Origin of the sequence: Sphingomonas sp. J344 (assembly GCF_024700005.1) — a bacterium.
Classification (GTDB): Bacteria; Pseudomonadota; Alphaproteobacteria; order Sphingomonadales; family Sphingomonadaceae; genus Sphingomonas.
On sequence record NZ_JAJONB010000001.1, the window covers coordinates 2,778,775 to 2,803,328 of the forward strand.

Annotated in this window: 27 protein-coding genes and 2 pseudogenes; 23 read left to right on the forward strand and 6 right to left on the reverse strand. The window is 66.2% G+C overall.

Annotated elements, in window-relative coordinates:
- Nucleotides 1–14: 14 nt before the first annotated feature.
- Nucleotides 15–1,178 carry a deoxyguanosinetriphosphate triphosphohydrolase gene (locus tag LRS12_RS14110; protein WP_257845086.1) on the forward strand — a complete coding sequence of 388 codons (1,164 nt, stop codon included), beginning with the start codon at nucleotides 15–17 and terminating at the stop codon, nucleotides 1,176–1,178.
- Nucleotides 1,179–1,221: 43 nt separating this feature from the next.
- Here LRS12_RS14110 and LRS12_RS14115 read toward each other — a convergent pair whose 3' ends face one another.
- The gene (locus LRS12_RS14115; protein WP_257845087.1) at nucleotides 1,222–1,497 is read right to left on the reverse strand and encodes a hypothetical protein; all 276 of its coding nucleotides are present in this window, start codon (nucleotides 1,495–1,497) and stop codon (nucleotides 1,222–1,224) included.
- Between the two features lie 231 nt (nucleotides 1,498–1,728).
- Between LRS12_RS14115 and LRS12_RS14120 the strand changes: the two genes are divergently transcribed.
- A complete protein-coding gene (locus tag LRS12_RS14120; protein ID WP_257845088.1) occupies nucleotides 1,729–3,162 on the forward strand; it encodes a DUF1800 family protein in 1,434 nt (477 codons plus the stop codon).
- 4 nt (nucleotides 3,163–3,166) lie between these two features.
- Nucleotides 3,167–4,321 (forward strand): DUF1501 domain-containing protein, encoded by a 1,155-nt coding sequence (locus LRS12_RS14125; protein ID WP_257845089.1) that lies wholly within the window; start codon nucleotides 3,167–3,169, stop codon nucleotides 4,319–4,321.
- Between the two features lie 4 nt (nucleotides 4,322–4,325).
- Here the strand turns inward: LRS12_RS14125 and LRS12_RS14130 are convergent, their stop codons facing one another.
- Complete coding sequence (locus LRS12_RS14130; RefSeq protein ID WP_257845090.1) at nucleotides 4,326–5,135, reverse strand: class I SAM-dependent methyltransferase; 810 nt, start codon at nucleotides 5,133–5,135, stop codon at nucleotides 4,326–4,328.
- A gap of 75 nt (nucleotides 5,136–5,210) precedes the next feature.
- Here LRS12_RS14130 and LRS12_RS14135 point away from each other — a divergent pair, with 75 nt between their 5' ends.
- The 10 genes and pseudogenes from LRS12_RS14135 to tatC form a co-directional block, all read left to right on the forward strand.
- Entirely contained in the window at nucleotides 5,211–5,792 is a 582-nt protein-coding gene (locus LRS12_RS14135) for a hypothetical protein (RefSeq protein WP_257845519.1), read from the forward strand.
- Nucleotides 5,793–5,873: 81 nt separating this feature from the next.
- The gene (rarD, locus tag LRS12_RS14140; protein ID WP_257845091.1) at nucleotides 5,874–6,794 is read left to right on the forward strand and encodes an EamA family transporter RarD; all 921 of its coding nucleotides are present in this window, start codon (nucleotides 5,874–5,876) and stop codon (nucleotides 6,792–6,794) included.
- A 55-nt stretch (nucleotides 6,795–6,849) separates the two neighbouring features.
- Entirely contained in the window at nucleotides 6,850–8,577 is a 1,728-nt protein-coding gene (argS, locus tag LRS12_RS14145) for an arginine--tRNA ligase (RefSeq protein ID WP_257845092.1), read from the forward strand.
- Nucleotides 8,578–9,288 (forward strand): SPOR domain-containing protein, encoded by a 711-nt coding sequence (locus LRS12_RS14150; protein ID WP_257845093.1) that lies wholly within the window; start codon nucleotides 8,578–8,580, stop codon nucleotides 9,286–9,288. It abuts the gene before it with no gap.
- 73 nt (nucleotides 9,289–9,361) lie between these two features.
- Nucleotides 9,362–10,364: pseudogene (gene nagZ / locus LRS12_RS14155) on the forward strand (beta-N-acetylhexosaminidase).
- Nucleotides 10,361–11,092, forward strand: a complete 732-nt coding sequence (locus LRS12_RS14160; protein WP_257845094.1) for a ScpA family protein — start codon at nucleotides 10,361–10,363, stop codon at nucleotides 11,090–11,092. Before nagZ ends, LRS12_RS14160 begins: the two are co-directional and overlap by 4 nt.
- Nucleotides 11,089–11,691, forward strand: coding sequence for an SMC-Scp complex subunit ScpB (gene scpB / locus LRS12_RS14165; protein WP_257845095.1), 603 nt, complete (start codon nucleotides 11,089–11,091; stop codon nucleotides 11,689–11,691). Before LRS12_RS14160 ends, scpB begins: the two co-directional genes overlap by 4 nt.
- 28 nt (nucleotides 11,692–11,719) lie before the next feature.
- On the forward strand, nucleotides 11,720–11,959 hold the full coding sequence (locus LRS12_RS14170; protein WP_257845096.1) for a twin-arginine translocase TatA/TatE family subunit: 240 nt from the start codon (nucleotides 11,720–11,722) through the stop codon (nucleotides 11,957–11,959).
- A gap of 47 nt (nucleotides 11,960–12,006) precedes the next feature.
- Complete coding sequence (tatB, locus tag LRS12_RS14175) at nucleotides 12,007–12,450, forward strand: Sec-independent protein translocase protein TatB (protein ID WP_257845097.1); 444 nt, start codon at nucleotides 12,007–12,009, stop codon at nucleotides 12,448–12,450.
- Nucleotides 12,447–13,199, forward strand: a pseudogene (tatC, locus tag LRS12_RS14180) (twin-arginine translocase subunit TatC); the annotation flags it as partial. The gene tatB and the pseudogene tatC, both read left to right, overlap by 4 nt.
- Nucleotides 13,200–13,244: 45 nt before the next feature.
- Here tatC and LRS12_RS14185 read toward each other — a convergent pair.
- The 3 genes from LRS12_RS14185 to LRS12_RS14195 form a co-directional block, all read right to left on the reverse strand.
- The gene (locus LRS12_RS14185) at nucleotides 13,245–13,379 is read right to left on the reverse strand and encodes an entericidin A/B family lipoprotein (protein ID WP_257845520.1); all 135 of its coding nucleotides are present in this window, start codon (nucleotides 13,377–13,379) and stop codon (nucleotides 13,245–13,247) included.
- Nucleotides 13,380–13,632: 253 nt separating this feature from the next.
- Nucleotides 13,633–14,598 carry a sensor histidine kinase gene (locus LRS12_RS14190; RefSeq protein WP_257845098.1) on the reverse strand — a complete coding sequence of 322 codons (966 nt, stop codon included), beginning with the start codon at nucleotides 14,596–14,598 and terminating at the stop codon, nucleotides 13,633–13,635.
- A 618-nt stretch (nucleotides 14,599–15,216) separates the two neighbouring features.
- Nucleotides 15,217–15,528: a NepR family anti-sigma factor gene (locus LRS12_RS14195; protein ID WP_257845099.1), complete on the reverse strand. Its 312-nt coding sequence runs from the start codon at nucleotides 15,526–15,528 to the stop codon at nucleotides 15,217–15,219.
- Between the two features lie 107 nt (nucleotides 15,529–15,635).
- Between LRS12_RS14195 and LRS12_RS14200 the strand changes: the two genes are divergently transcribed.
- The 3 genes from LRS12_RS14200 to LRS12_RS14210 all read left to right on the forward strand — a co-directional run bounded on the left by LRS12_RS14200 (nucleotide 15,636) and on the right by LRS12_RS14210 (nucleotide 17,324).
- A complete protein-coding gene (locus LRS12_RS14200; RefSeq protein ID WP_257845100.1) occupies nucleotides 15,636–16,442 on the forward strand; it encodes a response regulator in 807 nt (268 codons plus the stop codon).
- 50 nt (nucleotides 16,443–16,492) lie between these two features.
- Nucleotides 16,493–16,630, forward strand: a complete 138-nt coding sequence (locus LRS12_RS14205) for a hypothetical protein (RefSeq protein WP_257845101.1) — start codon at nucleotides 16,493–16,495, stop codon at nucleotides 16,628–16,630.
- Nucleotides 16,631–16,709: 79 nt separating this feature from the next.
- Nucleotides 16,710–17,324 (forward strand): sigma-70 family RNA polymerase sigma factor, encoded by a 615-nt coding sequence (locus LRS12_RS14210; protein WP_257845102.1) that lies wholly within the window; start codon nucleotides 16,710–16,712, stop codon nucleotides 17,322–17,324.
- Between the two features lie 22 nt (nucleotides 17,325–17,346).
- Here the strand turns inward: LRS12_RS14210 and LRS12_RS14215 are convergent, their stop codons facing one another.
- A complete protein-coding gene (locus tag LRS12_RS14215) occupies nucleotides 17,347–17,550 on the reverse strand; it encodes a hypothetical protein (RefSeq protein ID WP_257845103.1) in 204 nt (67 codons plus the stop codon).
- 78 nt (nucleotides 17,551–17,628) lie between these two features.
- Between LRS12_RS14215 and glnE the strand changes: the two genes are divergently transcribed.
- The 7 genes from glnE to LRS12_RS14250 all read left to right on the forward strand — a co-directional run bounded on the left by glnE (nucleotide 17,629) and on the right by LRS12_RS14250 (nucleotide 24,527).
- On the forward strand, nucleotides 17,629–20,313 hold the full coding sequence (gene glnE, locus LRS12_RS14220; RefSeq protein WP_257845104.1) for a bifunctional [glutamate--ammonia ligase]-adenylyl-L-tyrosine phosphorylase/[glutamate--ammonia-ligase] adenylyltransferase: 2,685 nt from the start codon (nucleotides 17,629–17,631) through the stop codon (nucleotides 20,311–20,313).
- 2 nt (nucleotides 20,314–20,315) lie between these two features.
- Nucleotides 20,316–20,789: a peroxiredoxin gene (locus LRS12_RS14225; protein WP_257845105.1), complete on the forward strand. Its 474-nt coding sequence runs from the start codon at nucleotides 20,316–20,318 to the stop codon at nucleotides 20,787–20,789.
- Nucleotides 20,789–21,580 carry a ferritin-like domain-containing protein gene (locus LRS12_RS14230; RefSeq protein ID WP_257845106.1) on the forward strand — a complete coding sequence of 264 codons (792 nt, stop codon included), beginning with the start codon at nucleotides 20,789–20,791 and terminating at the stop codon, nucleotides 21,578–21,580. The genes LRS12_RS14225 and LRS12_RS14230 overlap by 1 nt, the downstream gene beginning before the upstream one ends.
- A gap of 112 nt (nucleotides 21,581–21,692) precedes the next feature.
- On the forward strand, nucleotides 21,693–22,868 hold the full coding sequence (locus tag LRS12_RS14235) for a M23 family metallopeptidase (protein ID WP_257845107.1): 1,176 nt from the start codon (nucleotides 21,693–21,695) through the stop codon (nucleotides 22,866–22,868).
- 103 nt (nucleotides 22,869–22,971) lie between these two features.
- On the forward strand, nucleotides 22,972–23,313 hold the full coding sequence (gene erpA / locus LRS12_RS14240; RefSeq protein WP_257845108.1) for an iron-sulfur cluster insertion protein ErpA: 342 nt from the start codon (nucleotides 22,972–22,974) through the stop codon (nucleotides 23,311–23,313).
- Nucleotides 23,314–23,320: 7 nt separating this feature from the next.
- Entirely contained in the window at nucleotides 23,321–24,094 is a 774-nt protein-coding gene (gene xth / locus LRS12_RS14245; protein ID WP_257845109.1) for an exodeoxyribonuclease III, read from the forward strand.
- 187 nt (nucleotides 24,095–24,281) lie between these two features.
- Nucleotides 24,282–24,527, forward strand: a complete 246-nt coding sequence (locus LRS12_RS14250; RefSeq protein WP_257845110.1) for a hypothetical protein — start codon at nucleotides 24,282–24,284, stop codon at nucleotides 24,525–24,527.
- Nucleotides 24,528–24,554 lie beyond the last annotated feature (27 nt).

The following is a 24,554-nucleotide window of genomic DNA, read 5'->3' on the forward strand; positions in this document are numbered from 1 at the left end:
CTGACGTTCGCCGCATGACCCTCGCCCGCTATGCCAGCGACCCGGCCCACAGCCGGGGACGGCTGCACGATGAGGGGCAGGGGACCGCGCGCGGGCCGCGCGATGCGTTTCAGCGTGACCGCGACCGCATCGTCCATTCGATCAGCTTTCGCCGCCTGCGCCACAAGACTCAGGTGTTCATGGCCCCGGATGGCGACCATTTCCGCGTGCGGCTGACGCACAGCCTGGAGGTGGCGCAGATCGGGCGGACGGTGGCGCGGACGCTGGGGCTGAACGAGGATCTGACCGAGGCGCTGTGCCTGGCGCACGATATCGGCCATCCGCCGTTCGGCCATGCCGGGGAGCGGGCGCTGGAAGAGGCGCTGAACGGACAGGGCGGGTTCGACCATAATGGCAATACGCTGCGCGCGTTGATGGTGGTCGATTGCCCCTATCCGGGGTGGGACGGGCTGAACCTGAGCTGGGAGACGCTGGAGGGGCTGGCCAAACACAACGGGCCGGTGGCGGAGCCGGGCTGGGCACTGGCGGCGGCGGATGCGGCGTTTCCGCTGGAACTGGGTCAGCATAGCTCGCTGGAGGCGCAGGTTGCGGCGATCGCCGACGACATCGCCTATGACAATCACGATATCGACGACGGGTTGCGCGCGGGGCTGCTGACGCTCGATCAGCTGCTGGCGGTGCCGCTGGTCGCACGCGGATGGGACGCAGTGCGCGCGCGTTTTCCCGATGCGTCGGAGAAGCGGCTGCTGCGCGAGCTTGTGCGTGCGCAGATCGGGACGATGGTCAATGACCTGCTCGACGAGACGCGGCGGCGGGTCGCAGAGGCGCGGGTCGGGACGGCGCAGGATGTGCGCGATGCCGGGCGGGCGCTGTGTGGCTTTTCCGACGCGATGCGCGAGGAGGAGCGGGCGCTCAAGCGCTTCCTGTACGCCAACCTCTATCACCATCCGCACCAGCTGGCGGCGGCGGAGATGGCGCATGGCGTGATCGCGGGGCTGTATGCGGCCTATGCGGCGGACCCGGCGCTGATGCCCGAGGCGTGGCGCGCGACTTTGCCCGAAGGCGAGCCGTGGCGGAGCCGGCATATCGCCGATTTCATCGCAGGGATGACCGATCGGTACGCGATTTCGCGGTACCGCGAGGTGGTCGGGCCGATCGAACTGCCCGAGGGCTTCTAATTCATCGTCACCCCGGCCTCCGAGCCGGGGTGACGAAGTAGGCTTAGCGCGACGCGGTCTGGACGGTCGGCGCGAGCGGCTTGGCGATGCGGAACGACACCGGGGTGCCGCCGACGCGGCCGGTGACCTGCTTGCCGCGGACGGTCAGCGTGTAGCTCGATCCGCCGGGGAATGCCTTGCCCTCAAGCACGGTGACGTCGCCGTCGCGCTTGCTGGTATAGGTGTAGGTGACGCCGTCACGCTTGAAGGTGCGCTCGCCCGCGAAGGCGGCGACCGGCAGGCTGAGGAGGACGGCGGCGCTGATGAAGGTCTTGATCACGATCTTTCTCCCTTGAGACACAGAAGGGCCAGATCGGCATCCAATATTGTTCTGTTCTTGCCCCCGAAGATATGCTGCGACGCAACAATGCCAAGCGCGAAGGATGCAAGCGCGATTGCGCGGGACGCATCGGGGACGAAATGAGCGACTTGTGCGATAAATTGCGTGGCTGGCACAGATTTGCGACAATGCGGGCGTAGCGATCGATGGTCGCTTTTCGGGATGTTGCCCATGTCGGACACGAGCATTGCCCTTAACCGGTTCGGACTAGGCGGGAGGGCGGATGCGTCCGTACCCGCCGATCCGCGCCGCGGTCTGATCGACCAGATGGCGCGGTACGATGCGCGGCCCGGCGCGGTTGCGGCACTGCCCGCGACGGCGCACGTCGCCGCGCAGCTCGCCGATTACATGGAGCAGCAGCAAGCGGCGCGGCGTGAGATGCGCAAAGGCGACGAGCCGGAAGGCGCTCCCGGCGACGATGCCGTTCAGCGCGCACGCCAATTTGCCCGACAACAGGCCCGAGAGAATTATGTCGCTTTCGCGGGGGCGAGGGCTCAGGTCGCGGTGGCGAGCGACACCCCGCTTGTAGAGCGGCTGGTGCATTTCTGGTCGAACCATTTTGCAGTGTCGGCGGATAAGGTGACGATGATCGGCCTGGCCGGGGCGTTCGAGTTCGACGCGATCCGCCCGCATGTGCTGGGCAAGTTCCGCGACATGCTGCACGCGGTCGAGCGGCATCCGGCGATGTTGCTCTATCTCGATCAGGCGCAATCGGTCGGGCCGGGGAGCATCGCGGGGCAGCTGGCCGCGCGGCGCGGCGGGCCACAGCGGGTGGGCCTCAACGAAAATCTCGCGCGCGAGATATTGGAGCTGCACACGCTGGGCGTGCGGACGGGCTATAGCCAGGTCGATGTAATCGAGTTCGCCCGCGCGATGACCGGGTGGAGCGTCGCGGGAATTACGCGCGGGCCGGCGGCGCGCTTTGCGGGGCTGGAGGGGAAGTCGGGCAGTTTCGTGTTCGCCGAGCGCATCCATGAGCCCGGGACGCGGACGATATTGGGCAAACGTTACGACCAGCAGGGCGAGCGCCAGGCATCGGCGGTGCTCGATGATCTGGCGGTGCATCCGGCGACGGCGAAGCATATCGCGGCCAAATTGGCGCGGCATTTTGCGGGGGACGAGCCGCCGGCTTCGCTGGTCGGCAAGCTGGAAACGGCGTTCCTGAAAACCGGCGGCGATCTGCCAAGCGTTTATCGCGTGCTGATCGAATCGCCAGAGGCGTGGGTCGCGCAACCGGTCAAGTTCCGCACGCCCTGGGAATGGTCGATCGCCGCGATGCGGGCGCTGGGTACACGCGAAATCCCGGGCGAGGCGGTGCTGGGGCTGATGAACCAGCTCGGCCAGCCGGTATGGCGACCGGGTTCGCCCGCCGGGTTCGACGATATCGCGGCGAGCTGGGCCGGGCCGGACGCGGTGATGCGCCGGGTGGAGGCAGCGGAGCGGATGGCGGCGCGGACGCGCGACACGATCGACGCGCGGGCGCGGATGGCGACGCTGTTCCCCGGCGCGCTGAGTGCGACCACGCAGCAGGCTATCGCGCGCGCCGAAAGCGCCTCACAAGGCGTCGCGCTGATGCTCGTCGCCCCCGAATTCATGCGGAGATAAGGCCATGATCAACCGCCGCAATCTTGTCCTCACCGGCGCAGCGGGCGCGCTGTCGCTCGGCTTCGCGCCACGCCTTGCCTTCGCACAGGCGGCGAGCGACCGCCGGTTCGTGTTCATCATCCAGCGGGGCGCGGCGGACGGGCTCGGCACGCTCGCCCCGGTCGGCGACCCGGCCTTTGCCACGCAGCGCGGGGCGTTGGCGCAAGATTTCGCCGATGCGGCAAAGCTGGATGCGATGTTCGCGCTGCACCCGAACCTGAAAAACGTTGCGGAGATGTACGCCGCGAAGGAGGCGCTGTTCGTCCATGCGGTCGCGTCGCCCTATCGCGACCGGTCGCATTTCGATGCGCAGAACGTGCTCGAGACCGGCGGCGCGGCGGCGTATCAGCTCAAGGACGGGTGGATGAACCGGCTGCTCGGCGTGCTGCCCGCCGACGAGCGCAAAGGTATCGCCATCGCCGCGACGATCCCCGTGGCGCTGCGCGGCAGGGTAGAGGTCGCGTCCTATGCGCCGTCGGTGCTGCCCGATGCGTCGGATGACCTGCTGAATCGTGTCGCGATGCTCTATGCCGAGGATCCGCAGTTGCATGCGATCTGGAAACAGGCGACCGCGACCCGCGCGCTGACCGGCGATCTGGCGGCCAATAACGGGCGCAACGCGGCGGCGACCGGCGCGCTCGCGGCGCGGCTGCTGGCGGCGGACAATGGCGCGCGGATCGCGATGATCGAGACGGGCGGGTGGGACACGCATGCGCAACAGCGTGGGCGACTGGGCGTGCAGCTGAACGGGCTGGATCAGATGATCGCCGCGCTCAAGACGGGCCTCGGGCCGCACTGGGCCAAGACGATGGTGCTGGTGGCGACCGAGTTCGGACGGACGGTCAAGGTCAACGGAACGCAGGGGACCGACCACGGCACCGCGTCGGTCGCCTGGCTGCTGGGCGGTGCGGTGCAGGGCGGGCGCGTGGTCGCCGACTGGCCGGGGCTGGGCGACTCGGCGCTGTATGAGGGCCGCGATCTGCGTCCGACCATGGGACTGGACGCGGTGATCGGCAGCGCGGCGGCGTCGCATTTCGGCGTCGATCCGGCGCGCGCGATGCCGGCGCTGTTCCCGGGGCAGAAGAGCGCGCGGGCGATGGACGGGCTGGTGCGGGTCTGACCGCTCAGCCCGGCTTTCGCGCGATGCCGATCAGCGCGGTGGAGTAGATGCCCTCCGGCGGGAGATCGGCGGCGAGGCTGGCTGCTTCCTCGGCGAAGGCGGTGCGCTGATTTTCGTTGAGCATCCGCCACACCGGCGACCAGCCATAAGCGAGCTTGGCGTTGTCGCGGAACCAGTCGACCGGTGGGGCGGGCCAGGCGAACTCGATGCCCTGGACGCGCTGCGGTGACAGCCCAGCCTCGATGAAGGCGCCTTCGAGCAATTCGGGTGAATTGAACAGCCGGTCCATCGGCAGCGGGACCGGCTGGTCCGGAAACATCCGCTGCGCAGCCCTGGCAAAAAGCTGTGCGGGGCCTGCGCCGCCGGCATTCTCCCATACTGCGACGACCGCCGCGCCGCCCGGGCGCAGCACGCGCGCCATTTCGGCAAAACCGGCAACGGGATCGGGGAACATGAACACGCCGAAGATCGAGAAGGCGGCGTCGAAGCTGTCGGAGGGGAAGGCGAGATTCTGGCCGTCCATCACCAGTGCGCGCTCGCCCGGTGCGATCGCGGCGGCGCGCTGGCTGGCAATCTCGACCATGCCCGGCGAGAAGTCGATGCCCACCGCATCCGCACCGTCGCGCAATGCCGAGACCAGCAGCGCGCCCGCACCGGTGGCGACATCGAGCACGCGTGCGCCGCTCGGAAGCGCGGCGAGGTCCCATGCCGCTTGCGCATAGCGACCGGTCATCCGGTCGGCTTCAGCAGCATAGTTGGCGGAAATCGAATCCCAATGTCCGGGATCGTGAATGGCCGGGGGCTTTGAAGACATGCCTCCTTTAATGATACATTATCTCATTAGTCAACGCACTTGCATGCCGGTCGATTTCCCCGCACCCCGGTGGCGATGGGCTATATCTCGCTGTTCCTGCTGGCGTTCGGGGTCAATCTGCTCCCCGCATTCGGGCCGCCGACCTGGTCGATCATCGTGTTGTACGGGATCAATGGCGACCAGCCGCTCTGGGCGCTGGTGCTGATCGGGGCAGCGGGAGCGGCGCTTGGGCGGCTGACGTTGGCGATCGGGGCGCGGCATTTCGGGAAATGGCTGCCGCAGCGGATGCGGGACAATATCGCGGCGGCGCGCACGGCGGTCGAGCGGCGCAAGCATAATGTTGTGCTCGCACTGGCACTGTTCGTGATCTCGCCCCTGCCATCTGCGCAATTGTTCATCGCGGTCGGGCTGGCGCGGGTGCCGCTGCTGGGCTTTACCGCCGCCTTTTTCACCGGGCGGCTGTTCACCTATGCCTTTTATGGCTGGACCGCGCGCAAGGTGCGGCAGACCGACTTTGGCGAGGCGATGTTCGCGCACCTCACCAGCCCGGGCGGCATCGCGTTGCAGGTAGCGATGCTGGGGCTGTTGGTCGCACTGGTGAGCATCGATTGGGGCAAGTGGCTGAAGGTCGATCGCGACGAAATGCGCAAGGACTGAAGCAAGGGCGTCGCGGTCTAAACCAAATCTTTCCCGCCGCGCCTCTTTCCGCAGCGCAGCATCGCCCCCATCTCCGCGCGCATGGCCCGGTCCGATCCGTCCCCTGCAGCGCCTGAGCGCATCGACCGCGCCGGGTTGATCCAGGGGTTGGGAGCCTATGGCATCTGGGGCGTGCTGCCGATCTTCTTCTGGTTCCTGAAGGGGGTTGGTGCGGGCGAAGTGGTCGCGGGCCGCGTATTGTGGTCACTCGGGCTGCTCGCGATCGTGATCCTTGCGCTGGGCCGCACCCCCGCGATCGTCGCGGCGCTGCGCAACCGGCGCGCGATGCTGTTGCTGTCGGCCAGCGCCGCGCTGATCTCGGTCAACTGGCTGGTCTATATCTGGGCGGTGCAGAACGGGCATGTGCTGGAAGGGAGCCTTGGCTATTTCCTCAACCCGTTGATCAATGTGCTGCTGGGCGTGGTGCTGTTGCGCGAGAAGCTCGGTCGGGCGCAGATCGTCGCGGTGGTGCTCGCCGGGATCGGCGTCGCGGTGCTGGCGGTGGGTGCGGGGCAGGGAATCTGGATCAGCCTGACGCTTGCCTTCTCGTTCGGCTTCTACGGGCTGGTGCGGAAGGTCGCGCCGGTCGAGGCGCTCGAGGGGCTGACGCTGGAGACCGCGATCCTCGCGCCGTTTGGCCTCGCCTATCTGTTCTGGCTGTCGACGCATGGTGGGTTGGAGTTCGGAAACGAGGCAGTGGCGACGACGTTGCTGGTGCTGTCGGGCGTGGTGACGGCGGTGCCATTGCTCCTGTTCGCCGGAGCGGCGCGGCGCTTGCCTTATTCTACGCTGGGGCTGCTGCAATATCTCGCGCCGACGATGCAGTTCGTGCTGGCGATCACCTATTTCGGGGAGCGGGTGACGACCGCGCACCTGATCTGTTTCGCGCTGATCTGGACCGGGTTGGCGATCTATGCCGCCGACGGACTGCTGGCTGCGCGGAGACGCCGCGTCATCGCGTGACGAACCGCGTGACCTGCGCTAGAGGGTCCGCCTCCTGAAACCATCGGACCCGCACATGACGCTCTATCCCCGTTTCGCCGCCCATCTCGACGCCGCGCTGGATGCCCTGGTCGCATCCGGCGATCTGCCGGCGGGGCTGGAGCGACGCGCGGTGACGGTGGAGCCGCCGCGCGACGTGACGCATGGTGACCTGGCGACCAACGCCGCGATGGTGCTGGCCAAGCCGGCGGGCACCAATCCGCGAGCGTTGGCGGAGAAGATCGCGGGCGAGTTGAAGAAGCTCGACGACGTGTCCACCGTGTCGGTCGCCGGGCCGGGCTTCATCAACATGAGCCTGACCGACGCGACCTGGCGCGGCGAGCTGGCGGCGATCACGGACGCCGGCGACAGCTATGGCCGGTCGCAGTCGGGCGTGGGCGTGACCGTCAACGTCGAATATGTCTCCGCCAACCCGACCGGGCCGATGCACATGGGCCATTGCCGTGGCGCGGTGGTGGGCGACGCGCTCGCCAGCCTGCTCGAAGCGGTCGGGCACAAGGTGATCCGTGAGTATTATGTCAACGACGCGGGCGGGCAGGTCGATGTCCTCGCGCGCTCGGCGCACCTGCGGTATCGCGAGGCGCTGGGCGAGACGATCGAGATCCCCGAGGGCCTGTATCCGGGCGAGTATCTGAAGCCCGTCGGCGAACGGCTGGCGCGCGAGCATGGCGATGCGTTTGTCGGCAAGGACGAGAGCGCGTGGCTGGCGCTGTTCCGCAAGGAAGCGGTCGCCGACATGCTCGTCATGATCCGCAACGATCTGGCGCTGCTGGGCATCCATCATGACCTGTTCTCCTCCGAGGCGGAGTTGCAGGCGGCGGGGAAGCCCGAAGAGGCCGAGGCATGGCTGCGCGCGCGCGACCTGATCTATGATGGCGTGCTAGAAGCGCCGAAGGGCGAGTTGCCCGACGATTGGGAGCCGGTCGAGCTGCCGCTGTTCCGTTCGACGCAATTCGGTGACGATCAGGATCGCCCGATCAGGAAGTCGAACGGGCAATGGACCTATTTCGGCGCGGACATGGCGTATCACTTCCAGAAGGCGCAGTCGGCCGACCAGCTGATCGACATCTGGGGCGCGGACCATGCCGGCACGGTCAAGCGGATCGTCGCCGCCGTGACCGCGCTGACCGAGGGCAAAACGCGGTTCGACGTCAAGCTGGTGCAGATGGTCCGGCTGATGCGCAACGGTGAAGCGGTCAAGATGGGCAAGCGCACCGGGAATTTCGTGACTTTGGCCGACACGGTGCAGGAAGTGGGCAAGGACGTGGTCCGCTTCACCATGCTGACCCGCAAGGCCGATGCGCAGATGGATTTCGACTTCGCCAAGGTGGTCGAGGCGTCGAAGGACAATCCGGTTTTCTATGTCCAATATGCCCATGCGCGGGTCGCATCGCTGCATCGCCGGGCGGTCGAGGCTGGGCTGGACGTATCAGGTGCGGCCGACCTGTCCCTGCTTGATACACGCGAACTGGGGCTGGTGAAGCTGGCGGCGCAGTATCCGCGGGTCGTGGAGGGCGCTGCGGCGGCGCGTGAACCGCATCGAATCGCCTTCTATCTCTACGACTTGGCGGCGGAGCTGCATTCGCTGTGGAATCTCGGCAACGACGATCCGTCGCGGCGCTTCCTGTTGACCGACCAGCCCGAGCTGACCCGCGCGCGGCTTTTCCTAGCCGACGCAATCGGGCAGGTTATTCGTAACGGCCTCGATATCATGGGGGTCGAGGCGGTTCAGGAGCTGAGCTGAATGAACGCGGGTGAGGACTATAACGACGATCGTCTCCCCTGGCTGGAGACGGCCGATGACGATTATCGCGAGGGACCGTCGTTCCTGCGCATCGTCCTGCTGGTGCTGGTCGGGCTGGCGATCATCGCCGCCGCGATCTTTGGCTGGTGGTGGTATCAGCGCACCGTGACCGGTGAGGGCACCGGCGCGCTGATCAACGCGCAGGAAGGCGATTACAAGATCAGGCCCGACGAGCCGGGCGGGATGAAGGTCGAGGGCGAGGGCGACACCGTCTTCGCGGCCAGCGAGGGCGCGACCACCAACGGATCGGTCGATGTTTCGGCGATGCCCGAGGCACCAGTCGACGGCAAGGCGGCGCCAAAGGCGAGCCCGACGCCGGTCAAGGGCGCGAGCCGCGTGGTGGCACCGGTTCCGAGCGGGTCGGTGCCCAAGGCCGCCGCGCCGACCCAGGCGGCACCCGGGCCGTCAGCGGGTAGCGCGACGATCCAGTTGGGGTCGTTCCCGACCGAGGCGGAGGCCAATGTCGCCTGGGCGCGGCTGTCGAAGCGGTTTTCCTACCTTGCGCCGCTGGGCAAGGGGATCGCTAGGGCGGATGTGAACGGCAAGACCTTCTACCGGCTGCGCGTCAATGCGGGCAGCAACGGGCAGGCGCGCGAACTGTGCGGCAAGCTGAAGGCTGCGGGCGAGGCGTGTTTCCTGGCGGCGGGGTGACCAAATCCCTCCCCTGCGGGGCAGGGGAGGAATTGGGCTGGAAAATCCTGTTCGCCCCTGTTCTAACCGCGCCATGAAGCCCGTGATCTTCGGCCTGTCCGGCCCTGTCCTTACCCCTGACGAAGCCGCGTTTTTCCGCGATGCAGACCCGCTCGGTTACATATTGTTCGGGCGCAATTGCATCGATCGGGCGCAGATGCGCGCGCTGACCGACAGTTTGCGTGAGCTGTCCGGGCGCGACGATGTTCCGATCCTGATTGACCAGGAGGGCGGGCGCGTGGCGCGGATGCAGCCGCCCGAGTGGCCCGCCTTTCCCGCCGGCCCGGCGTTCGATGCGCTGTACGAGGTCGCGCCGTCTTCGGCGATCGAGGCGGCGCGGGCGAATGGGCAGGCACTGGCACTGATGCTGGCCGAAGTCGGGGTGAATGTGAACTGCGCGCCGCTGCTGGACGTGCGCCAGCCGGAGACGACCCCGGCAGTGGGGGGGGCGGACGTTCGGCAGCGATCCGATGCGCGTCGCGGCGCTGGGACGCGCGATGCTCGACGGGATGGCCAAGGGTGGCGTCGTCGGCGTGGTCAAGCATATGCCCGGCCATGGCCGCGGGGTGGTCGACAGCCATTATGAGCTGCCGGTGGTCGATGCGGACGAGACGGCGCTGGAGAAGGATATCGAACCGTTCCGGACTCTGAATACCGCACCGATGGGCATGACTTGTCACGTCGTGTTCAAGGCATGGGACGCGGACAATCCCGCGACACTCTCGCCGACGGTCATCCGCGAGGTCATCCGGGGGCGGATCGGGTTCGATGGGCTGTTGATGACCGACGATATCGATATGAAAGCGCTGAGCGGCACTGCGGGCGAAAAGGCGGCGCAGGCGATCGCGGCGGGGTGCGACGTCGCGCTCGATTGCTGGGCGCGGATGGGCGAGATGGAGGAGATTGCCGGACGACTGGGCGACGCGCCGCCAGCGACGCTGGCGCGGCTGGAGCGGGCGATGGCGAGCGTGCGGCCTGAAGCGGCTGAGATCGATGCGTTGATTGCCAAGCGGGAGGCGTTGCTCGCGCTGGCATGACCGATCCCGCGCCCCTCACCATCGACATCGACGGCTGGGAAGGGCCGCTCGACCTGTTGCTGGCGCTCGCGCGGAGCCAGAAGGTAGATCTGCGCCAGCTGTCCATCCTTCAGCTGGTCGATCAGTACCTCACCTATGTGAATGAGGCGCGAGAGCTTCGCCTTGAGCTGGCGGCGGATTATCTCGTGATGGCGGCGTGGCTCGCCTATCTCAAATCGGCATTGCTGCTGCCGCGTGACCCCGAGGTCGAACCGAGTCCGGAAGATATGGCGCTGCGGCTGCAATTGCGGCTGGAACGGCTCAGCGCGATGCGCGAGGCCGGGGCGCGGCTGGTGGCGCGTGACCGAATGGGACGCGACGTGTTCACCCGCGGCGCGCCCGAGGGGCTGCGGACGGTGCGCAAGTCGCGCTGGCAGGCCGAAATCTATGACCTGATTTCCGCTTATGGCCAGATCAGCGCGCGGACGCGACCGGTGATGCACATCGTGGCGGTGCGCCCGGTAATGACGCTGGAGGATGCAATCCATCGCCTGTCCGAATTGATCGGGCAGCGCATCGAGTGGAGCACAATCGAGAGCTTTTTACCCGAGGATGCCAGCGGGAGTTACCGCAAGTCGGCACTCGCCAGTTCGTTCGTCGCGGCGCTGGAACTGGCCAAGCAGGGACGGGTCGAAATTCGCCAGAAATCGGCCTTCGCGCCACTCTATCTGAAGGGCATCGAGGCATGACGCCGCCGGATGAAACGATGCGCGCGGTCGAAGCCGTGCTGTTCGCGTCCGAGCAGCCGTTGACGCTCACCGATTTGCGCGCCCATGTCGGTGAGGAGGCGGATATCGCGGCGGCCCTTTCGGCGCTCGCCGAGACCTATTCCGGGCGCGGGGTCGAACTGGTCGAGCGCGGCGGGCGCTGGCATTTTCAGACCGCGCCGGACCTGGCCAATTTCCTGCGCCGTGACCGGGAGGACAGCCGCAAGCTTTCCCGCGCGGGGATCGAGACACTGGCGATCATTGCCTATCACGAACCAGTCACGCGCGCCGAGATCGAGGCGATCCGCGGCGTCCAGATCAGCAAGGGCACGCTCGACGTGCTGATGGAGGCTGGCTGGATACGTCCGGCTGGACGCCGCGAGGTGCCCGGTCGACCGCTGACCTATGCGACGACTCCCGAGTTCCTCAGTCATTTCGGGCTGGCGAGCCGCCGCGACCTTCCCGGAATTGACGATTTGCGCGCTGCCGGACTGCTCGATCCGGTCGATCTGGCCTTTGAAGCGGCACATTCGGAGGCCGGCGAAGGGGAAGCGGTGGAAACCCGGGATGAAGACGACTAGATAGACCGGGAATCAACGGAGAGTTCCGATGGGTAGCATGAGTCTGATGCACTGGCTGATCGTCGGTGTTCTCGTAATCCTTCTGTTCGGAGGCAGCCGCTTCTCGAACATGATGGGTGACGTCGCCAAGGGCATCAAGCAGTTCAAGAAGGGCATGGCCGACGACGACGAGGCTGCCGCCAAGCCCGCCGAGATCGAGGCGAAGCGTGTCGTCGACCCGCAGCCCCAGACGCAGACCGACGCGCGCCCTGCGCAGGAAGAGCGCTGAGTTTTTCGCCGCGGCCCCGTGCCGCGGCCTTGCGGACCGGCTGATCGATGCTCGATTTCAACGCACCCGAATTTCTGGTGGTGGGCATCGTCGCCCTGCTGGTGATCGGGCCGAAGGACTTGCCAAAAGCGATGCGCTTCGTCGGTCAATGGGTCGGCAAGGCGCGCCGCGTCGCGAGCCAGTTCCGCAGCGGGCTGGACACGATGGTGCGCGAGTCCGAACTGGCCGAGATGGAAAAGAAATGGGCCGAGGAAAATGCGCGGATCATGCGCGAATACCCGCCCGAAAAGATGCTCGCCGGGCCGATGCACAATCCTGACGAGGCCGGCGCGGAGTCGGCCCGATTGGCTGAGGATATGGGCGACGCTGCGCCGGTGTTGACCCCTGCACCCGAGTTCAAGGGGGATCCAGTGGAACCTGTCCCTGATGCCCCGGTGGCCACGCCCGCCCGCAAACCCCGCACGCCGCGCAAGAAGAAGGCGGAGTCGTGAGCGACAGCGACGAACTGGCCAACACCGAAGCGCCCTTGCTCGACCATCTGATCGAGCTGCGTCGCCGATTGCTCTATTGCGTGATGGCGTTGGTCGCGACCTTCATCCTGTGCTTCTATTTTGCCAAGCCGATCTTCGGTTTCCTGGTCCATCCGCTGGCGGCGGCGGGACAGGACAAGCTGATCTTTACCCAGATTTTCGAAGCGTTCATGGTGCAGATCAAGGTCGGATTTTTCGGCGCGCTGATGCTGTCCTTCCCGATCATCGCAAACCAGCTGTGGCAGTTCGTCGCGCCGGGGCTGTACCGCAAGGAAAAGCGCGCGCTGCTGCCGTTCCTGCTGGCGACGCCGGTGCTGTTCGGGTCGGGCGCGGCGCTGGCCTATTATTTCGCAATCCCGGTGGCGCTCAACTTCTTGCTCGGTCTGGAAGGCGATCTGGGCGGCGGGGTGACGCAGGAAGCGCTGCCAGCCGTCGGCAATTATCTCGACTTCGTGATGCAGTTCATCTTCGCGTTCGGCATCTCGTTCCTGCTGCCGGTGCTGCTGATGCTGCTCGAGCGGGCGGGTATCGTCACCTATGAACAGCTCAAATCGGCCTGGCGCTACGCTGTTGTTGCCGCCTTTGCGATCGCCGCTGTGCTGACTCCGCCGGATATCGGATCACAATTGTTGCTCGCGGGGCCGCTGTGCGGGCTCTATTTCCTGTCACTGGTGGCGATCTGGTTCACCCGCAGGCGGCGTGAAAGGAAGCGGCGGCCGAAGCCGCCGCAGGTGAGGGATAGGGTAAGCTTCGGCTTATTTGGCGCCGTCGGCGGTTTTCGCGACCGTTTCGCCTGCGGAGGATACGTCGCGGCCAACGCCTTCGATCGTGTTGCATGCCGACAGGGCGAGGCCGCTCGCGAGCATCGCCAGGGTCAAAATCTTGCGCATCACTCTTCTCCAAATCGCGCTGTTGCGCAGGACTAATGCACGGCGCGCGGGTTCGTTCCGCGTGTGATTCGAACGGGTTGGGTGATGTCGCCGAGACGAATAAGGCCCGAAAGCGTCACCGGGGGGAGGGGTTGACGCTTCCGGGCCTGTGTCGTGGATAGCGAGAGCGGGGGGCAAAAGGTCACTATCCGAAGTGTAAAACGGCGAACCCGATCCGGGGTTCCGCGCGCTGCACGATTTTTCGAATATTTTTTCAGGTGCGCCCGGTGATGGCTACGGCGAGTTCGAACGCGCCGATCATCGGGTCGTGATGCAGATGTGAGCGGAGCTGCCGCACCAGCCCGCCGATGACGCGACCGTAGCGGTGCTCGTATAGTGCAGCGAATTCGGAGGAGTCGGCGAGCGCAGCCGAACTGATGCGCAGCGTCGCGCTTTCCGGCGTCGCGGGGTCGGTCTGGGTCGAGATGTTGATCTGCGGGCCGGGCGACGCCTGCATCGCCAGCTCGACGATCTCGGTAATCAGGAACGAGATCGCGACTGCCGCGTCCTGTGACACAAGCAGCGGTTCGATATTGAGCAGGATGCCGACGGCATTGCCCTGAGGCGCGGTGGCGCGGATGTTGGACGCAAGCTCGCCGATTACGGCCCGGATCTCGATCCCGCGCGTATCCTCGAACCCGGCATAATGGTGGCGGTGGACGACGGCGAGGGCGTCGACCCGGCGCTGGATCGACGCATATGCCTCCAGCGCGCCCGGTTCGGCGGCGACGCGGGCGTGGAAATTGATGAGGCTGGCGATCACCTGAAGGTTGTTCTTGACCCGGTGATGCACCTCGCGAGTCAGCTTGGTCTGGCGGGAAAGACCTTCCGCCAGGTCGCGCTCGTGCAGTTGCACGGTGCGACTCAGTTCCCGGAACGTGTCGCCCAGCGCGCGGATTTCCTGCGCGGGAATGTCGCTGCCCGCTACGGGGTCGATCACTTCGCCCGGTTGATAGGCGCCGACGGTGGTGCGCAGCCGCCGCAGCGGGCGGATCAGCAGTCGATCGACCACGAACCAGGCGATCGCGGCGGCGAGGAACCACATCAGGAAGGGCGACAGTGCGGCGATGATCGCGGAAGAGGTGACCGGCGCGCTGGGGACCGTCATTTGCAATCCCAGATTCTCGATATCCAGATCGACGACCTGGGTCTCGGTCCGCGCGAGCAGGGTGGGGGGCATTGAGTTCGCGCAGGACCAGCGAACGATCCGCGCTGAGCAGTTCCATGCCGAACTCCCCCGTCATACCGGTCGGTGCGGCAGACTTTGCGAGGAAATCGGTGGGGAAAAAGGCACGCGCAACGTGACCCGCAGCGCCCGTCACCTCGATCTGCGCCCCGGTGCCGGGGATCAGGCGAATCGGAACCGTGTCAGAAGCACCACCTGCTGAGGCGACCGAGGGCAGGGGCTGCCCGCAGATCAGTCGTTTCGACGGGTCGAGCACCGCATAACGAATACCCTCCGGCGCTAGAGGTTCGAACAGGCCGGCGAGGCGACCGCAATTGGGTGCTTCGCTGGGTGTTGCCGGGAGCGCGCTGCGCACTTCGCGCAATTCCCACGCAAGCTCGCCGCGAAGCGAGCGTGCGGACTCGCCGATCGCGATGCGCAGACGCGCGCGAACTTCCTGATCGGCGATGCGGGTGGTTTGCAGCGAGGCGAGAAAGGCGATCAGCGCGAGCGGCAACAGCGCACCGCTTAAAATCAGGAAAACCTTGGCACCGGTCGGCATCCGCGCAACCGCCGCCAAGGGGCTGGCGCTGGTGCGGCGCGTAAGCTCATCCCCCTCCATCGGGCCCAAGATTAATCGAGCTTGCGGAGCAGGTCGAGCAGGTCGTCGGGAACATCCTCGCTGGCGGCATCCTGATAGACGCGACGCAATGCATCGCCAATGTTGCGGTCAGCCTGAGGCGCCGCGCCGCTCTTGCGCGACGGCTGGTCTCCGCCTGTCCGCTGCGGTGTTTTACTTTTATCGTCGGCCGAAAACACCTCGTCCCCCTGATTGCCCGGGTCGTGGGCGGATGCACAAAAACTGACGCGGCTGCAAGTCGCGGACTGAACGACGTCATGGTCGTGCAGCGGGGATGAAACCAATCCCAAGCTCGTTTGTTCCACAGGCGATGCGAAATCCGGGGAGGGGCTTCCTTTGGACCAGCAGCCGACTTGTAATGCACCGATACCGCAGCCAAACAGCCGGTATCGCCGAAGGAGAATATGTTCCCATGTCGCTTGGACAGCAGCTCGCGCCTCATCTTCCCTTTTTGCGCCGCTATGGCCGCGCGCTCACCGGCAGCCAGACCGAGGGCGACCGTTATGTCCGCGCGACGCTTGAAGCGATCGTCGCGGCACCGGACGAATTTCCGCGCAGCGTGGACCCGCGGCTCGGCCTGTACCGCACCTTCCAGGCAATCTGGGGTTCGACGCATCCCGACGCCGATCGCGATCCAGGCGATGTCGGCAATCCCACCGAGAATGAGGCGATTGCCCGCGCCCGGCTCGCCCGGCTCGCGCCGCGTTCGCGCCAGGCGCTGCTGCTGACCGCGATGGAGGGATTCACCAGCGAGGACGCTGCCTATCTGCTCGACGAATCCGCCGATTCGGTCGAGGACCTCGTCTCGCAGGCGTTGTCGGAGATCGAGCGCCAGACCCGCGCGCGCGTGCTGATCATCGAGGATGAGCCGCTGATCGCGATGGACCTTGAGACGATCGTCCGCGATCAGGGCCATGACGTCACCGGGGTCGCGGTTACCCGCGACGAGGCGGTCGCGCTGGCGCTGGAGGATCGCCCCGGCCTTGTCCTTGCCGACATTCAGCTGGCCGACGACAGTTCGGGCATCGATGCGGTCAAGGACATCCTCGCACAGTTCAACGTGCCCGTGATCTTCATCACCGCGTTCCCTGAGCGTTTGCTGACCGGGGAGCGCCCCGAGCCGACCTTCCTGATTACCAAGCCGTTCCAGCGTTCGACGGTGAAGGCGGCGATCAGTCAGGCGCTGTTTTTCGACCAGGCGACCGTGCCCGCGAACTGAAAGTTCCATTTCTTACGGACCTAAAACGGTTCTGGGGGGTTGAGAGGGTCATGGCTGACCCAAACGACCCCCCCCATTACGAGACGGATCGTGTCCGCGCCGGGGCGACCCCGCACATGACCCGTTACATCCTCGCCATCTCACTGACGCTGATCGTGGTGATCTATGCAGTGTATCTGCTGATCTGACCCGTGCGGGATGGCAGATGCGGCCGGCACACCTATCTTCAGCGGGCGGTAGAACGCCGCGCCAGATGAACGGACTCCAATGAGCGATACCGAAGATTACACGCAAGTGGAGCATGTTGCGCTCTCCGATCCGGAGTTCAAGAAACAGCTTGCGCTCGTGATCCCGCATTTGCGCGCGTTCGGACGTTCGCTTTCGGGCAGCCGCGACCTTGCCGACGATCTGGTTCAGGAGACGCTGATGAAGGCGTGGGCCGCGCGTCAGCGGTTTCAGGCCGGGACCAATATGCGCGCCTGGACCTTCATCATCCTGCGCAACCTGTATCTCAGCCAGATGCGCCGCGCCCGGTTCAAGGGCGAATGGGACGATCTGGTCGCCGATCGCATCCTGGCGGCGCCGGCCAGCCAGGACCGCCATGTCGAACTGGCCGATATGCAGCGCGCGCTGCTGCACCTGCCTCAGCCGCAGCGCGAGGCGCTGATTCTGGTTGGTGCGGGCGGTTTTGCCTATGAGGAGGCGGCCGAGATCTGCGGCGTCGCGGTCGGCACGATCAAGAGCCGGGTGGCGCGCGGTCGCGTCGCGCTGGAAGCGTTGATGAGCGGCGGCGACCTGCCCTCACGCGCTGACCATGTCAGCGACGGGCGCAGCGCTCTGGACACGATCATGGATGAAGTGGACGAACTGAGCCGGGACTGATCGAACGTTCGCGGCAGTTCGATCACCCGTGACTGTCGCGTCCGCCGGTCTCGCTGCGCATTTCGCACAGCTGGCTCAACAAATCCTGCATCTCATCGGGCAGCCCGTGGTCGCCGACATAGGCGTCGCGCAGCACGAAGCCGATCGCGTCGGTCGTGCGTGGCGCTTCGACCCAGTAGCCGCTATCGCTGCGCCGTTCAGGCGATCGAGGTGCGTGAGAACCCATGCAGTACAGAACGTTTCTTTTTGAAATTTGTTGCTTGACAGATCAGAAATCGTCTGATCGCAAACCGAAACAAAACGGATGAGCGGATCCGATCTCGCGCTCGACAGTGCCATCGCGCGGGCCGCGCGCCACTCGCCCTTCCTCTCCAATCTGATCGAGCGGGAGGCGGAGCTGATGGCCAATATCGCCGTCGCATCCCGCGATCCGCTGGGCTCGGCGCGGGTCAACGATCCCGATATGCCGCTGCCCCGCAGACTGCGGATCGAACGGCGGCGGCTGGCGCTGGCGGCGGCGATCGGCGACATGTCGGGACAACTCGACTTCGTTTCGATCACGCGCAACCTGTCCGATTTCGCCGATTACGCGCTCGACGCAGCGATCGGGGCAGCGATTGTCGAGCGGGTGCCCGGGGGCGAGCCGCGCGGGCTGGCCGGCATCGCGCTGGGCAAACAGGGGAGCCATGAACTCAATTATTCATCCGACATCGACCCCATTCTGATTTTTGACCCCGCCACACTGCCGCACCGCGAGCGCGACGCAGTCGAGGAGGCGGCGGTGCGGATCGGCCGGCGCGTGGTCGAAATCCTGCAGGCGCGCGACGCCGATGGCTATGTGCTGCGGATCGACCTGCGGCTGCGGCCATCGCCCGAGGTCACCCCCATCGTGCTGCCCGCCGAGGCGGCGATCAGCTATTACGAGTCACAGGCACTGCCCTGGGAGCGCGCTGCATTCATCCGTTCGCGTGCGGCTGCGGGCGACTGCGCGCTGGGGCAGGGGTTCCTCGACACGATCCGCCCGTTCGTGTGGCGCCGTGCGGTGGACTTCGGGACGATCCGCGAGATCCGCGGCATCTCGCGCCGCATCCGCGACCATCATGCGCAGGGTCAGGCGTTCGGGCCAGGGTTCGACCTGAAGCGCGGGCGCGGCGGCATCCGTGAGGTGGAGTTCTTCGCGCAGATCCACCAGCTGATCCATGGCGGGCGCGACCCCGCCTTGCGCGCACCGGCGACGCTCGACGCGCTTGCCGCACTGGCGGCGGCGGGGCGGATCGATGCCGAAGAGGCGCGGCAGCTGCGGGAGGCGTATATCCTGTTCCGCACGATCGAGCATCGCGTGCAGATGGTCGATGACCGTCAAACCCACAGTCTGCCGCATGGCGAGGCGCTGGACGGCGTGGCGCGGCTGCACGGGCTCGACGACGGCGGCGACCTGCTCGACCTGCTGCGTCCGCATGTCGAGGCGGTCGGGCGAATCTACGATGCACTCGACAGCGAGGATGGCGGGGCCGGTGCAACGGGGGCTGCGGTGGGCGAGGCGGGGTTGGCCGAGGCGGGGTTCGCCGATCCAGCCGGGGCGACGCGGCTGATCGAGGGGTGGCGCAGCGGGCGTTATGCCGCGCTGCGCAGTCCGCCCGCGCGGGCGGCGATGGAGGCGGCGTTGCCCCCGCTGATCGCGGCAATTGGCCAGTCGCCCGATCCGGGTGCCGCGCTGGCGCGGCTCGATACGATCCTGTCGCGGCTGCCGACCGCGCTCAACCTGTTCCATTTGCTCGAAGCGCGGCCCACGCTGGCGCGGCTGCTCGGGACGATTCTGAGCCATGCGCCGACCTTGGCCGATGCGCTGGCACGGCGGGTGGATCTGCTCGACGGACTGATCGACGCGAGCGCATTGGCCCCGGTCGGACCGGTCGCGGAGTTGGCCAAAGCGATGACACAGCGCGAGGCCGGGGACGATTATCAGCGATTACTCGACCATGTCCGCCAGATTGTCGGCGAGAAAAGATTTGCGCTGGGCGCGCAGATCGTCGCGGGTGCAGGCGACCCGCTTGAGGTCTCCGCAGGCTATGCGCGGGTGGCCGAAGCGGCGCTGGCGGTGCTGGCGCAGGCAACGGTGGAGGAATTCGCGGTTCGCCACGGCCGTGTTCCCGGCAGCGAACTGGTGATCCTCGCGCTCGGCAGATTTGGGGGCGGGGCGCTGACCCATGCCAGCGACCTCGACCTCGTCTTCGTCTTTACCGGCGATCACCTAGGCGAATCCGATGGCGAGAAGCCGCTTGGTGCAGTCACCTATTACAACCGCCTTGCCCAGCGCGTGATCGCGGCGCTGTCGGTCGCGACCGCCGCCGGGGCGCTGTACGAGGTGGATACGCGGCTGCGGCCGTCCGGCGCGCAGGGGCCGCTGGTGGTCTCGCTCGAAGGCTTCGCCCGCTACCAGCGCGAGGAGGCATGGACCTGGGAGCATATGGCCCTCACGCGCGCCCGTGCGGTGTTTGGCTCTCCGACGGGGCGCGGGGCGGTGGTGCAGGTCATCGACCAGGTGCTCCACGGCGATCGTCCAGCTCGCGACATCGCGGCAGAAGCGGCGAAGATGCGCGCCGACATGGCCGCCCACAAGCCGCCAAAGGGGCCGCTTGATGCCAAGCTGCTCCCGGGCGGGCTGGTCGATCTGGAATTCGCGGTTCACACGCTCCAGCTGGTTCGACGCACCGGATTTGCGCCGGGATTGCGCGATGCGGTGGATGCGCTGGTGGCCGATGGATTGCTCCCGGCGACGATTGGTCCGGCGCATGATTTCCTGACCCGCCTGCTGGTGACGATGCGGCTGGTGGCACCCGACGCGCAGCCGCCAGGCGAGGCGACCCGCGCGATGGTAGCGCATGCCGTCGGAGCAGCGGAGTGGAACGAGGTGGTTGCGTCGCTCGACCGGCACCGGCAGGAGGTCGCGACGGCCTGGGCAGGCGTGGCACGGGCGCAAGGGAGCTGACGATGCGTATCGAGGAAGGCGACAAGATTCCCCCCGTCGAGCTGATCGACATCGATGGCAATGGATTTCGTCTGGACGGGATGATCGGGGCACCGCTGGTGCTTTATTTCTACCCCAAGGACGACACGGCGGGCTGTACCCGTGAGGCGCAGGATTTCAGCGCGTTCAAGAACCAGTTCGATGCGCTGGGCGTGCGGCTGCTCGGCGTGTCGCGCGACAACACGATCAAGCACCAGAAGTTCGTCAACAAATACGACCTGACCATCCCGCTGGCGACCGACCCTGACGGCAAGGCGCTGGAGGTGTTCGGTTCGTGGGTCGAAAAGTCGATGTACGGCAAGAAATATATGGGCATCGACCGATCGACCTTCCTGTTCGACGCCGATGGCGCGCTGGTTCGCGCGTGGCGCAAGGTGCGCGTGCCGGGCCATGTGATCGAGGTGCTGGAAGCCGCGAAGGAGCTGAAGGCGGCGTAATGGCGAGCGTGGCAGAGGCGGCGCGCGCGGTCCTGCTGGCCGGTGAGCCGATGGCGAAGGTGGCTGCCGCCCGGCGTGCCGCGCGCGACTGGCGATTGGGGCGGCTGGCATTCGATTTCGACGTCGCGATGCCGGTCGAACCGGCGCGGCCCGCCACGCCTGAATTGCTGCCGCCGAACCGGATGCCAAAGCGCGGCAAGGGGTCGGAGCATGGCCGGATCGCGTTGATCCATGCGCTGGCGCATATCGAGTTCTTCGCGATCGACCTGGCCTTCGACCTGGTCGGGCGGTTTGGCGCGCAGTTCCCGCGCGCATTCACCGACGACTGGATGAGGGTCGGGGCGGATGAGGCGATGCACTTCGCGTTGCTCAGCCGGCGGCTGAAGCAACTGGGCAGCCATTATGGCGCGATGCCCGCGCATGCCGGGCTGTGGGAGGCGGCGACCGATACCGCGGACGATGCTGCGGCACGTCTCGCGGTAGTGCCGATGGTATTGGAGGCGCGGGGACTGGATGTAACTCCCGCGACGATCGAGCGGTTCGAGGCCGCCGGAGACATGCCGACTGCGGCGGTATTGGGCCGGATTTTCCGCGACGAAATCGTCCATGTCGCCGCCGGGACGCGGTGGTTCGAATCGCTTTGCGCAGATCGACGAATCGATTCGCGGAGGGAATGGCGGGCGCTGATCGATCGTTACTTCCGGGGAACGGTTAAGCCTCCGTTCAACGACTCGGCGCGCGAGTCAGCCGGTTTGACGCGCGACTATTACGAAAGCCTTGCCGTGGAGTGAGCCTTCGGGTTCAACCCAATCCGTCGGATGCGGAGGGGCTGCTTCCAGACGCGATTGTTTAACGAAGGCGTGTGCCGCTCTATTGGCGCGTGTCTGTGGTTGCCGGGGACTCATGGTCAGCACTGCACTCAACGCGAATTTCGTAGCGCGGTTCCGCGATCTCTTCACGACCCGTGATTTCATCTTCCACGATGGCCGCGACCTCAAGCGGTTCAGCGTCGCCGGACGGACCCAGGCGATCCTCGCCGGCGTCGCCGCGATTACCGTTACCTTCTCTGCCTATGGCGTGTCGCAGGCCGCATTCGGCGCGATCATGGCCACTGGTGTTGCGGGAACCCAGGCAACTCCCGAAGCCCGCATGGAAAAGATGCGCGCCGAAATGACCCGGCTCGAGGCCGATGTCGCGGCGATCAAGGAAGCCGCCAAGGTTCACGCGGCGCGCGTCGAGCAGCGCCAGAAAATCATCGCCGGGGTGCTGAGCGGCACGGGTTCGCCCGCCGATGTCGGTGCGCCGATCGCCAATGTGTCGTTCGACGCGGACAGCGACATGGCCAATGAGGTGCTCGCTCCGCTCCGCCAGGTCGAGGCGCGCCAGGCACAGCTCGCCGCCAGGGCCCAGCGCACCGCGCAGATCCGCCTGCACCTGACCCAGCAGCAGCTGCGCAGCATGGGCATTCAGCCCGAACGCTTCGTCGGCGGCGGCATGGGGGGCCCGTTCGAGGCGGCACCCGAGGGCGCTGCAGCCGGTGGCGAAGCCAGCGCCGATGCGCAGTTCCGCTCGCTCTTCCAGACGTGGCAGAAGCTCGACGTGCTCGAACAGTCGGTAATCGCGATCCCGTCGCTCCAGCCGGTTGAGAACATGCGGTTGACCAGTAGCTTCGGTGTCCGGTCAGATCCGTTCCACGGCGCCGCCGCGATGCATGCCGGCATCGACATTCCCGGCCCGGTCGGCACGCCGATCTATGCCACGGCGGATGGCGTGGTCGGCCGCACCGGTCGCTTTGGCGGCTATGGCAATCTGATCACCGTCAATCACGGCAAGGGCATCGAAACCCGTTACGGCCATCTGTCGAAGATCCTTGTCGCGCCGAACACCCGCGTGCGGCGTGGCCAGTTGATCGGCCTGATGGGGTCGACCGGTCGGTCGACCGGCAGCCACCTTCATTACGAAGTGCGCGTCGATGGCAAGGCGCTCAACCCGATGCCGTTCATGCAGAATGCCAGCGTGATCGAGCAGGTCGAGCAGCGCGCGGCGAAGCTTCAGGCGACCGCCGTCGGCGGCAACTGAGCTACACGAGATAACAGGAGAGGGATGGGGCCGCACCGGCACAGCCGGGCGGCCCTTTTCCGTTTAGGTTGCGGCCATCGCCGCGGGCGCCTATCTGCCCTGCATGGCAACTGCGCTTTCCGAAGAAATCAGTCTCACGCCCGCCGCCGCCGCGCGTGTCGCGGCGATTGCAGCGAAGCAGGGCAAGCCCGCAACGCTGCGCTTGTCGGTCGAGGGTGGCGGATGTTCGGGGTTTCAGTACAAGTTCGAGCTCGCCGATGCGCCGGCCGAAGACGATGCGATCGCGCAGACCGATGGCGTAACTCTGCTGGTTGATTCAATCAGTCTGGACCTGGTCCGGGGCGCAAGCGTCGATTACGTCGAATCGCTTGGCGGTGCGGCATTTCGCGTGACCAATCCAGTTGCCGCATCGGGTTGCGGCTGCGGCACCAGCTTCGCCGTCTGATCGCGCTGTGAAGATCGTCAGCTACAATGTGAACGGGATCAAGGCGCGGCTGCCGCGCCTGATCGAATATCTCGGCGAACAGCAGCCGGACGTGGTCTGCCTTCAGGAGTTGAAGTCCGCAGATGAGGGCTTTCCGGAGGCGGATATCCGCGCCGCCGGCTATGGCGCAGTGTGGCACGGGCAAAAGGGCTTCAACGGCGTCGCGATCCTGGCGAAGGGCATCGATCCGGTCGAGCGCAAACGCGGTCTGGCAGGCGAACCCGAGGACGAGCATAGCCGCTATATCGAGGCGGAGGTGAACGGCGTGATCATCGCGTCGATCTACCTGCCCAACGGTAATCCGGTGCCGGGGCCGAAATTCGATTACAAGCTGCGCTGGATCGAACGATTGTCCGGCCATGCGCGCGACCTGCTCGCGGAGGAGCGAGCGGTGGTGCTGGCGGGCGACTATAATGTCATCCCGAACGACGATGATGTCTATTCGGTCAAGGCGATGGCGGACGACGCGCTGATGCAGCCGGAATCTCGCCAGGGCTATCGCGCGCTATTGGCGCAGGGATGGACCGACGCACTGCGCACGCGCTGTCCCGCCGGGCGGGTGTGGACCTTCTGGGATTATCAGGCAGGCGCTTGGCAGCGCGATGCGGGATTCCGGATCGATCATTTGCTCCTCAGCCCGATTGCCGCCGATCGCTTTGCCGATGCCGGCGTCGACAAGGAGTATCGCGGCCGCGAAAAGGCCAGCGACCACGCGCCGACCTGGGTACGGTTGCGCGCCTGAAACGATTGCGCATTGTTGGCGCAATTTACCACCCTTCGGTGAGAAATCTCCTGCTCGTTTCATTCGGAACGACCTAAGTGACTGATATTGCTTAGCTCCAGTGTTTGGCATGACTAATGCACTAACACAGCTGCGACACAAGAGCCCAGGCCGGGTCGCAGCCCCAACAGTACCCAGGAGCAATTTCATGTCCATCGCCCTGATCGCCAGTGCCACCGCTTTGTTCGCGGCCGCATCGGCCACCCCCAATTCGACCGCCGCGACGCCGAACGCGCCGGCACCCGCACCCGCCACAGCCCCGGTCGCTGATGAGGATGCGCGCTATTGCGTGCGCTTCCAGATGACCGGCATCAGCCCGCCGCGCCGGGCCTGCAAGACGCGCGAAATGTGGATCGGCACCCAAGGTTACGATCCGCTCGCCCCCAGCAAGTAAGCGTCTCGTCAGACGAATATCTCACTG

Excerpts from the sequence above, each read along its gene's own strand:
- LRS12_RS14210 (WP_257845102.1), top strand. The coding sequence starts at position 16,710 with ATGAGCGATACCGAAGATTACACGCAAGTGGAGCATGTTGCGCTCTCC.
- LRS12_RS14190 (WP_257845098.1), bottom strand. The coding sequence starts at position 14,598 with ATGCCCCCCACCCTGCTCGCGCGGACCGAGACCCAGGTCGTCGATCTG.
- LRS12_RS14250 (WP_257845110.1), top strand. The coding sequence starts at position 24,282 with ATGTCCATCGCCCTGATCGCCAGTGCCACCGCTTTGTTCGCGGCCGCA.
- erpA (WP_257845108.1), top strand. The coding sequence starts at position 22,972 with ATGGCAACTGCGCTTTCCGAAGAAATCAGTCTCACGCCCGCCGCCGCC.
- scpB (WP_257845095.1), top strand. The coding sequence starts at position 11,089 with ATGACGCCGCCGGATGAAACGATGCGCGCGGTCGAAGCCGTGCTGTTC.
- tatB (WP_257845097.1), top strand. The coding sequence starts at position 12,007 with ATGCTCGATTTCAACGCACCCGAATTTCTGGTGGTGGGCATCGTCGCC.
- LRS12_RS14130 (WP_257845090.1), bottom strand. The coding sequence starts at position 5,135 with ATGTCTTCAAAGCCCCCGGCCATTCACGATCCCGGACATTGGGATTCG.
- LRS12_RS14170 (WP_257845096.1), top strand. The coding sequence starts at position 11,720 with ATGGGTAGCATGAGTCTGATGCACTGGCTGATCGTCGGTGTTCTCGTA.
- LRS12_RS14135 (WP_257845519.1), top strand. The coding sequence starts at position 5,211 with ATGGGCTATATCTCGCTGTTCCTGCTGGCGTTCGGGGTCAATCTGCTC.
- LRS12_RS14230 (WP_257845106.1), top strand. The coding sequence starts at position 20,789 with ATGGCGAGCGTGGCAGAGGCGGCGCGCGCGGTCCTGCTGGCCGGTGAG.
- LRS12_RS14200 (WP_257845100.1), top strand. The coding sequence starts at position 15,636 with ATGTCGCTTGGACAGCAGCTCGCGCCTCATCTTCCCTTTTTGCGCCGC.
- LRS12_RS14205 (WP_257845101.1), top strand. The coding sequence starts at position 16,493 with ATGGCTGACCCAAACGACCCCCCCCATTACGAGACGGATCGTGTCCGC.
- LRS12_RS14150 (WP_257845093.1), top strand. The coding sequence starts at position 8,578 with ATGAACGCGGGTGAGGACTATAACGACGATCGTCTCCCCTGGCTGGAG.
- rarD (WP_257845091.1), top strand. The coding sequence starts at position 5,874 with ATGGCCCGGTCCGATCCGTCCCCTGCAGCGCCTGAGCGCATCGACCGC.
- LRS12_RS14215 (WP_257845103.1), bottom strand. The coding sequence starts at position 17,550 with ATGGGTTCTCACGCACCTCGATCGCCTGAACGGCGCAGCGATAGCGGC.
- LRS12_RS14235 (WP_257845107.1), top strand. The coding sequence starts at position 21,693 with ATGGTCAGCACTGCACTCAACGCGAATTTCGTAGCGCGGTTCCGCGAT.
- LRS12_RS14120 (WP_257845088.1), top strand. The coding sequence starts at position 1,729 with ATGTCGGACACGAGCATTGCCCTTAACCGGTTCGGACTAGGCGGGAGG.
- LRS12_RS14225 (WP_257845105.1), top strand. The coding sequence starts at position 20,316 with ATGCGTATCGAGGAAGGCGACAAGATTCCCCCCGTCGAGCTGATCGAC.
- LRS12_RS14110 (WP_257845086.1), top strand. The coding sequence starts at position 15 with ATGACCCTCGCCCGCTATGCCAGCGACCCGGCCCACAGCCGGGGACGG.
- glnE (WP_257845104.1), top strand. The coding sequence starts at position 17,629 with ATGAGCGGATCCGATCTCGCGCTCGACAGTGCCATCGCGCGGGCCGCG.
- LRS12_RS14185 (WP_257845520.1), bottom strand. The coding sequence starts at position 13,379 with ATGCGCAAGATTTTGACCCTGGCGATGCTCGCGAGCGGCCTCGCCCTG.
- LRS12_RS14160 (WP_257845094.1), top strand. The coding sequence starts at position 10,361 with ATGACCGATCCCGCGCCCCTCACCATCGACATCGACGGCTGGGAAGGG.
- LRS12_RS14125 (WP_257845089.1), top strand. The coding sequence starts at position 3,167 with ATGATCAACCGCCGCAATCTTGTCCTCACCGGCGCAGCGGGCGCGCTG.
- argS (WP_257845092.1), top strand. The coding sequence starts at position 6,850 with ATGACGCTCTATCCCCGTTTCGCCGCCCATCTCGACGCCGCGCTGGAT.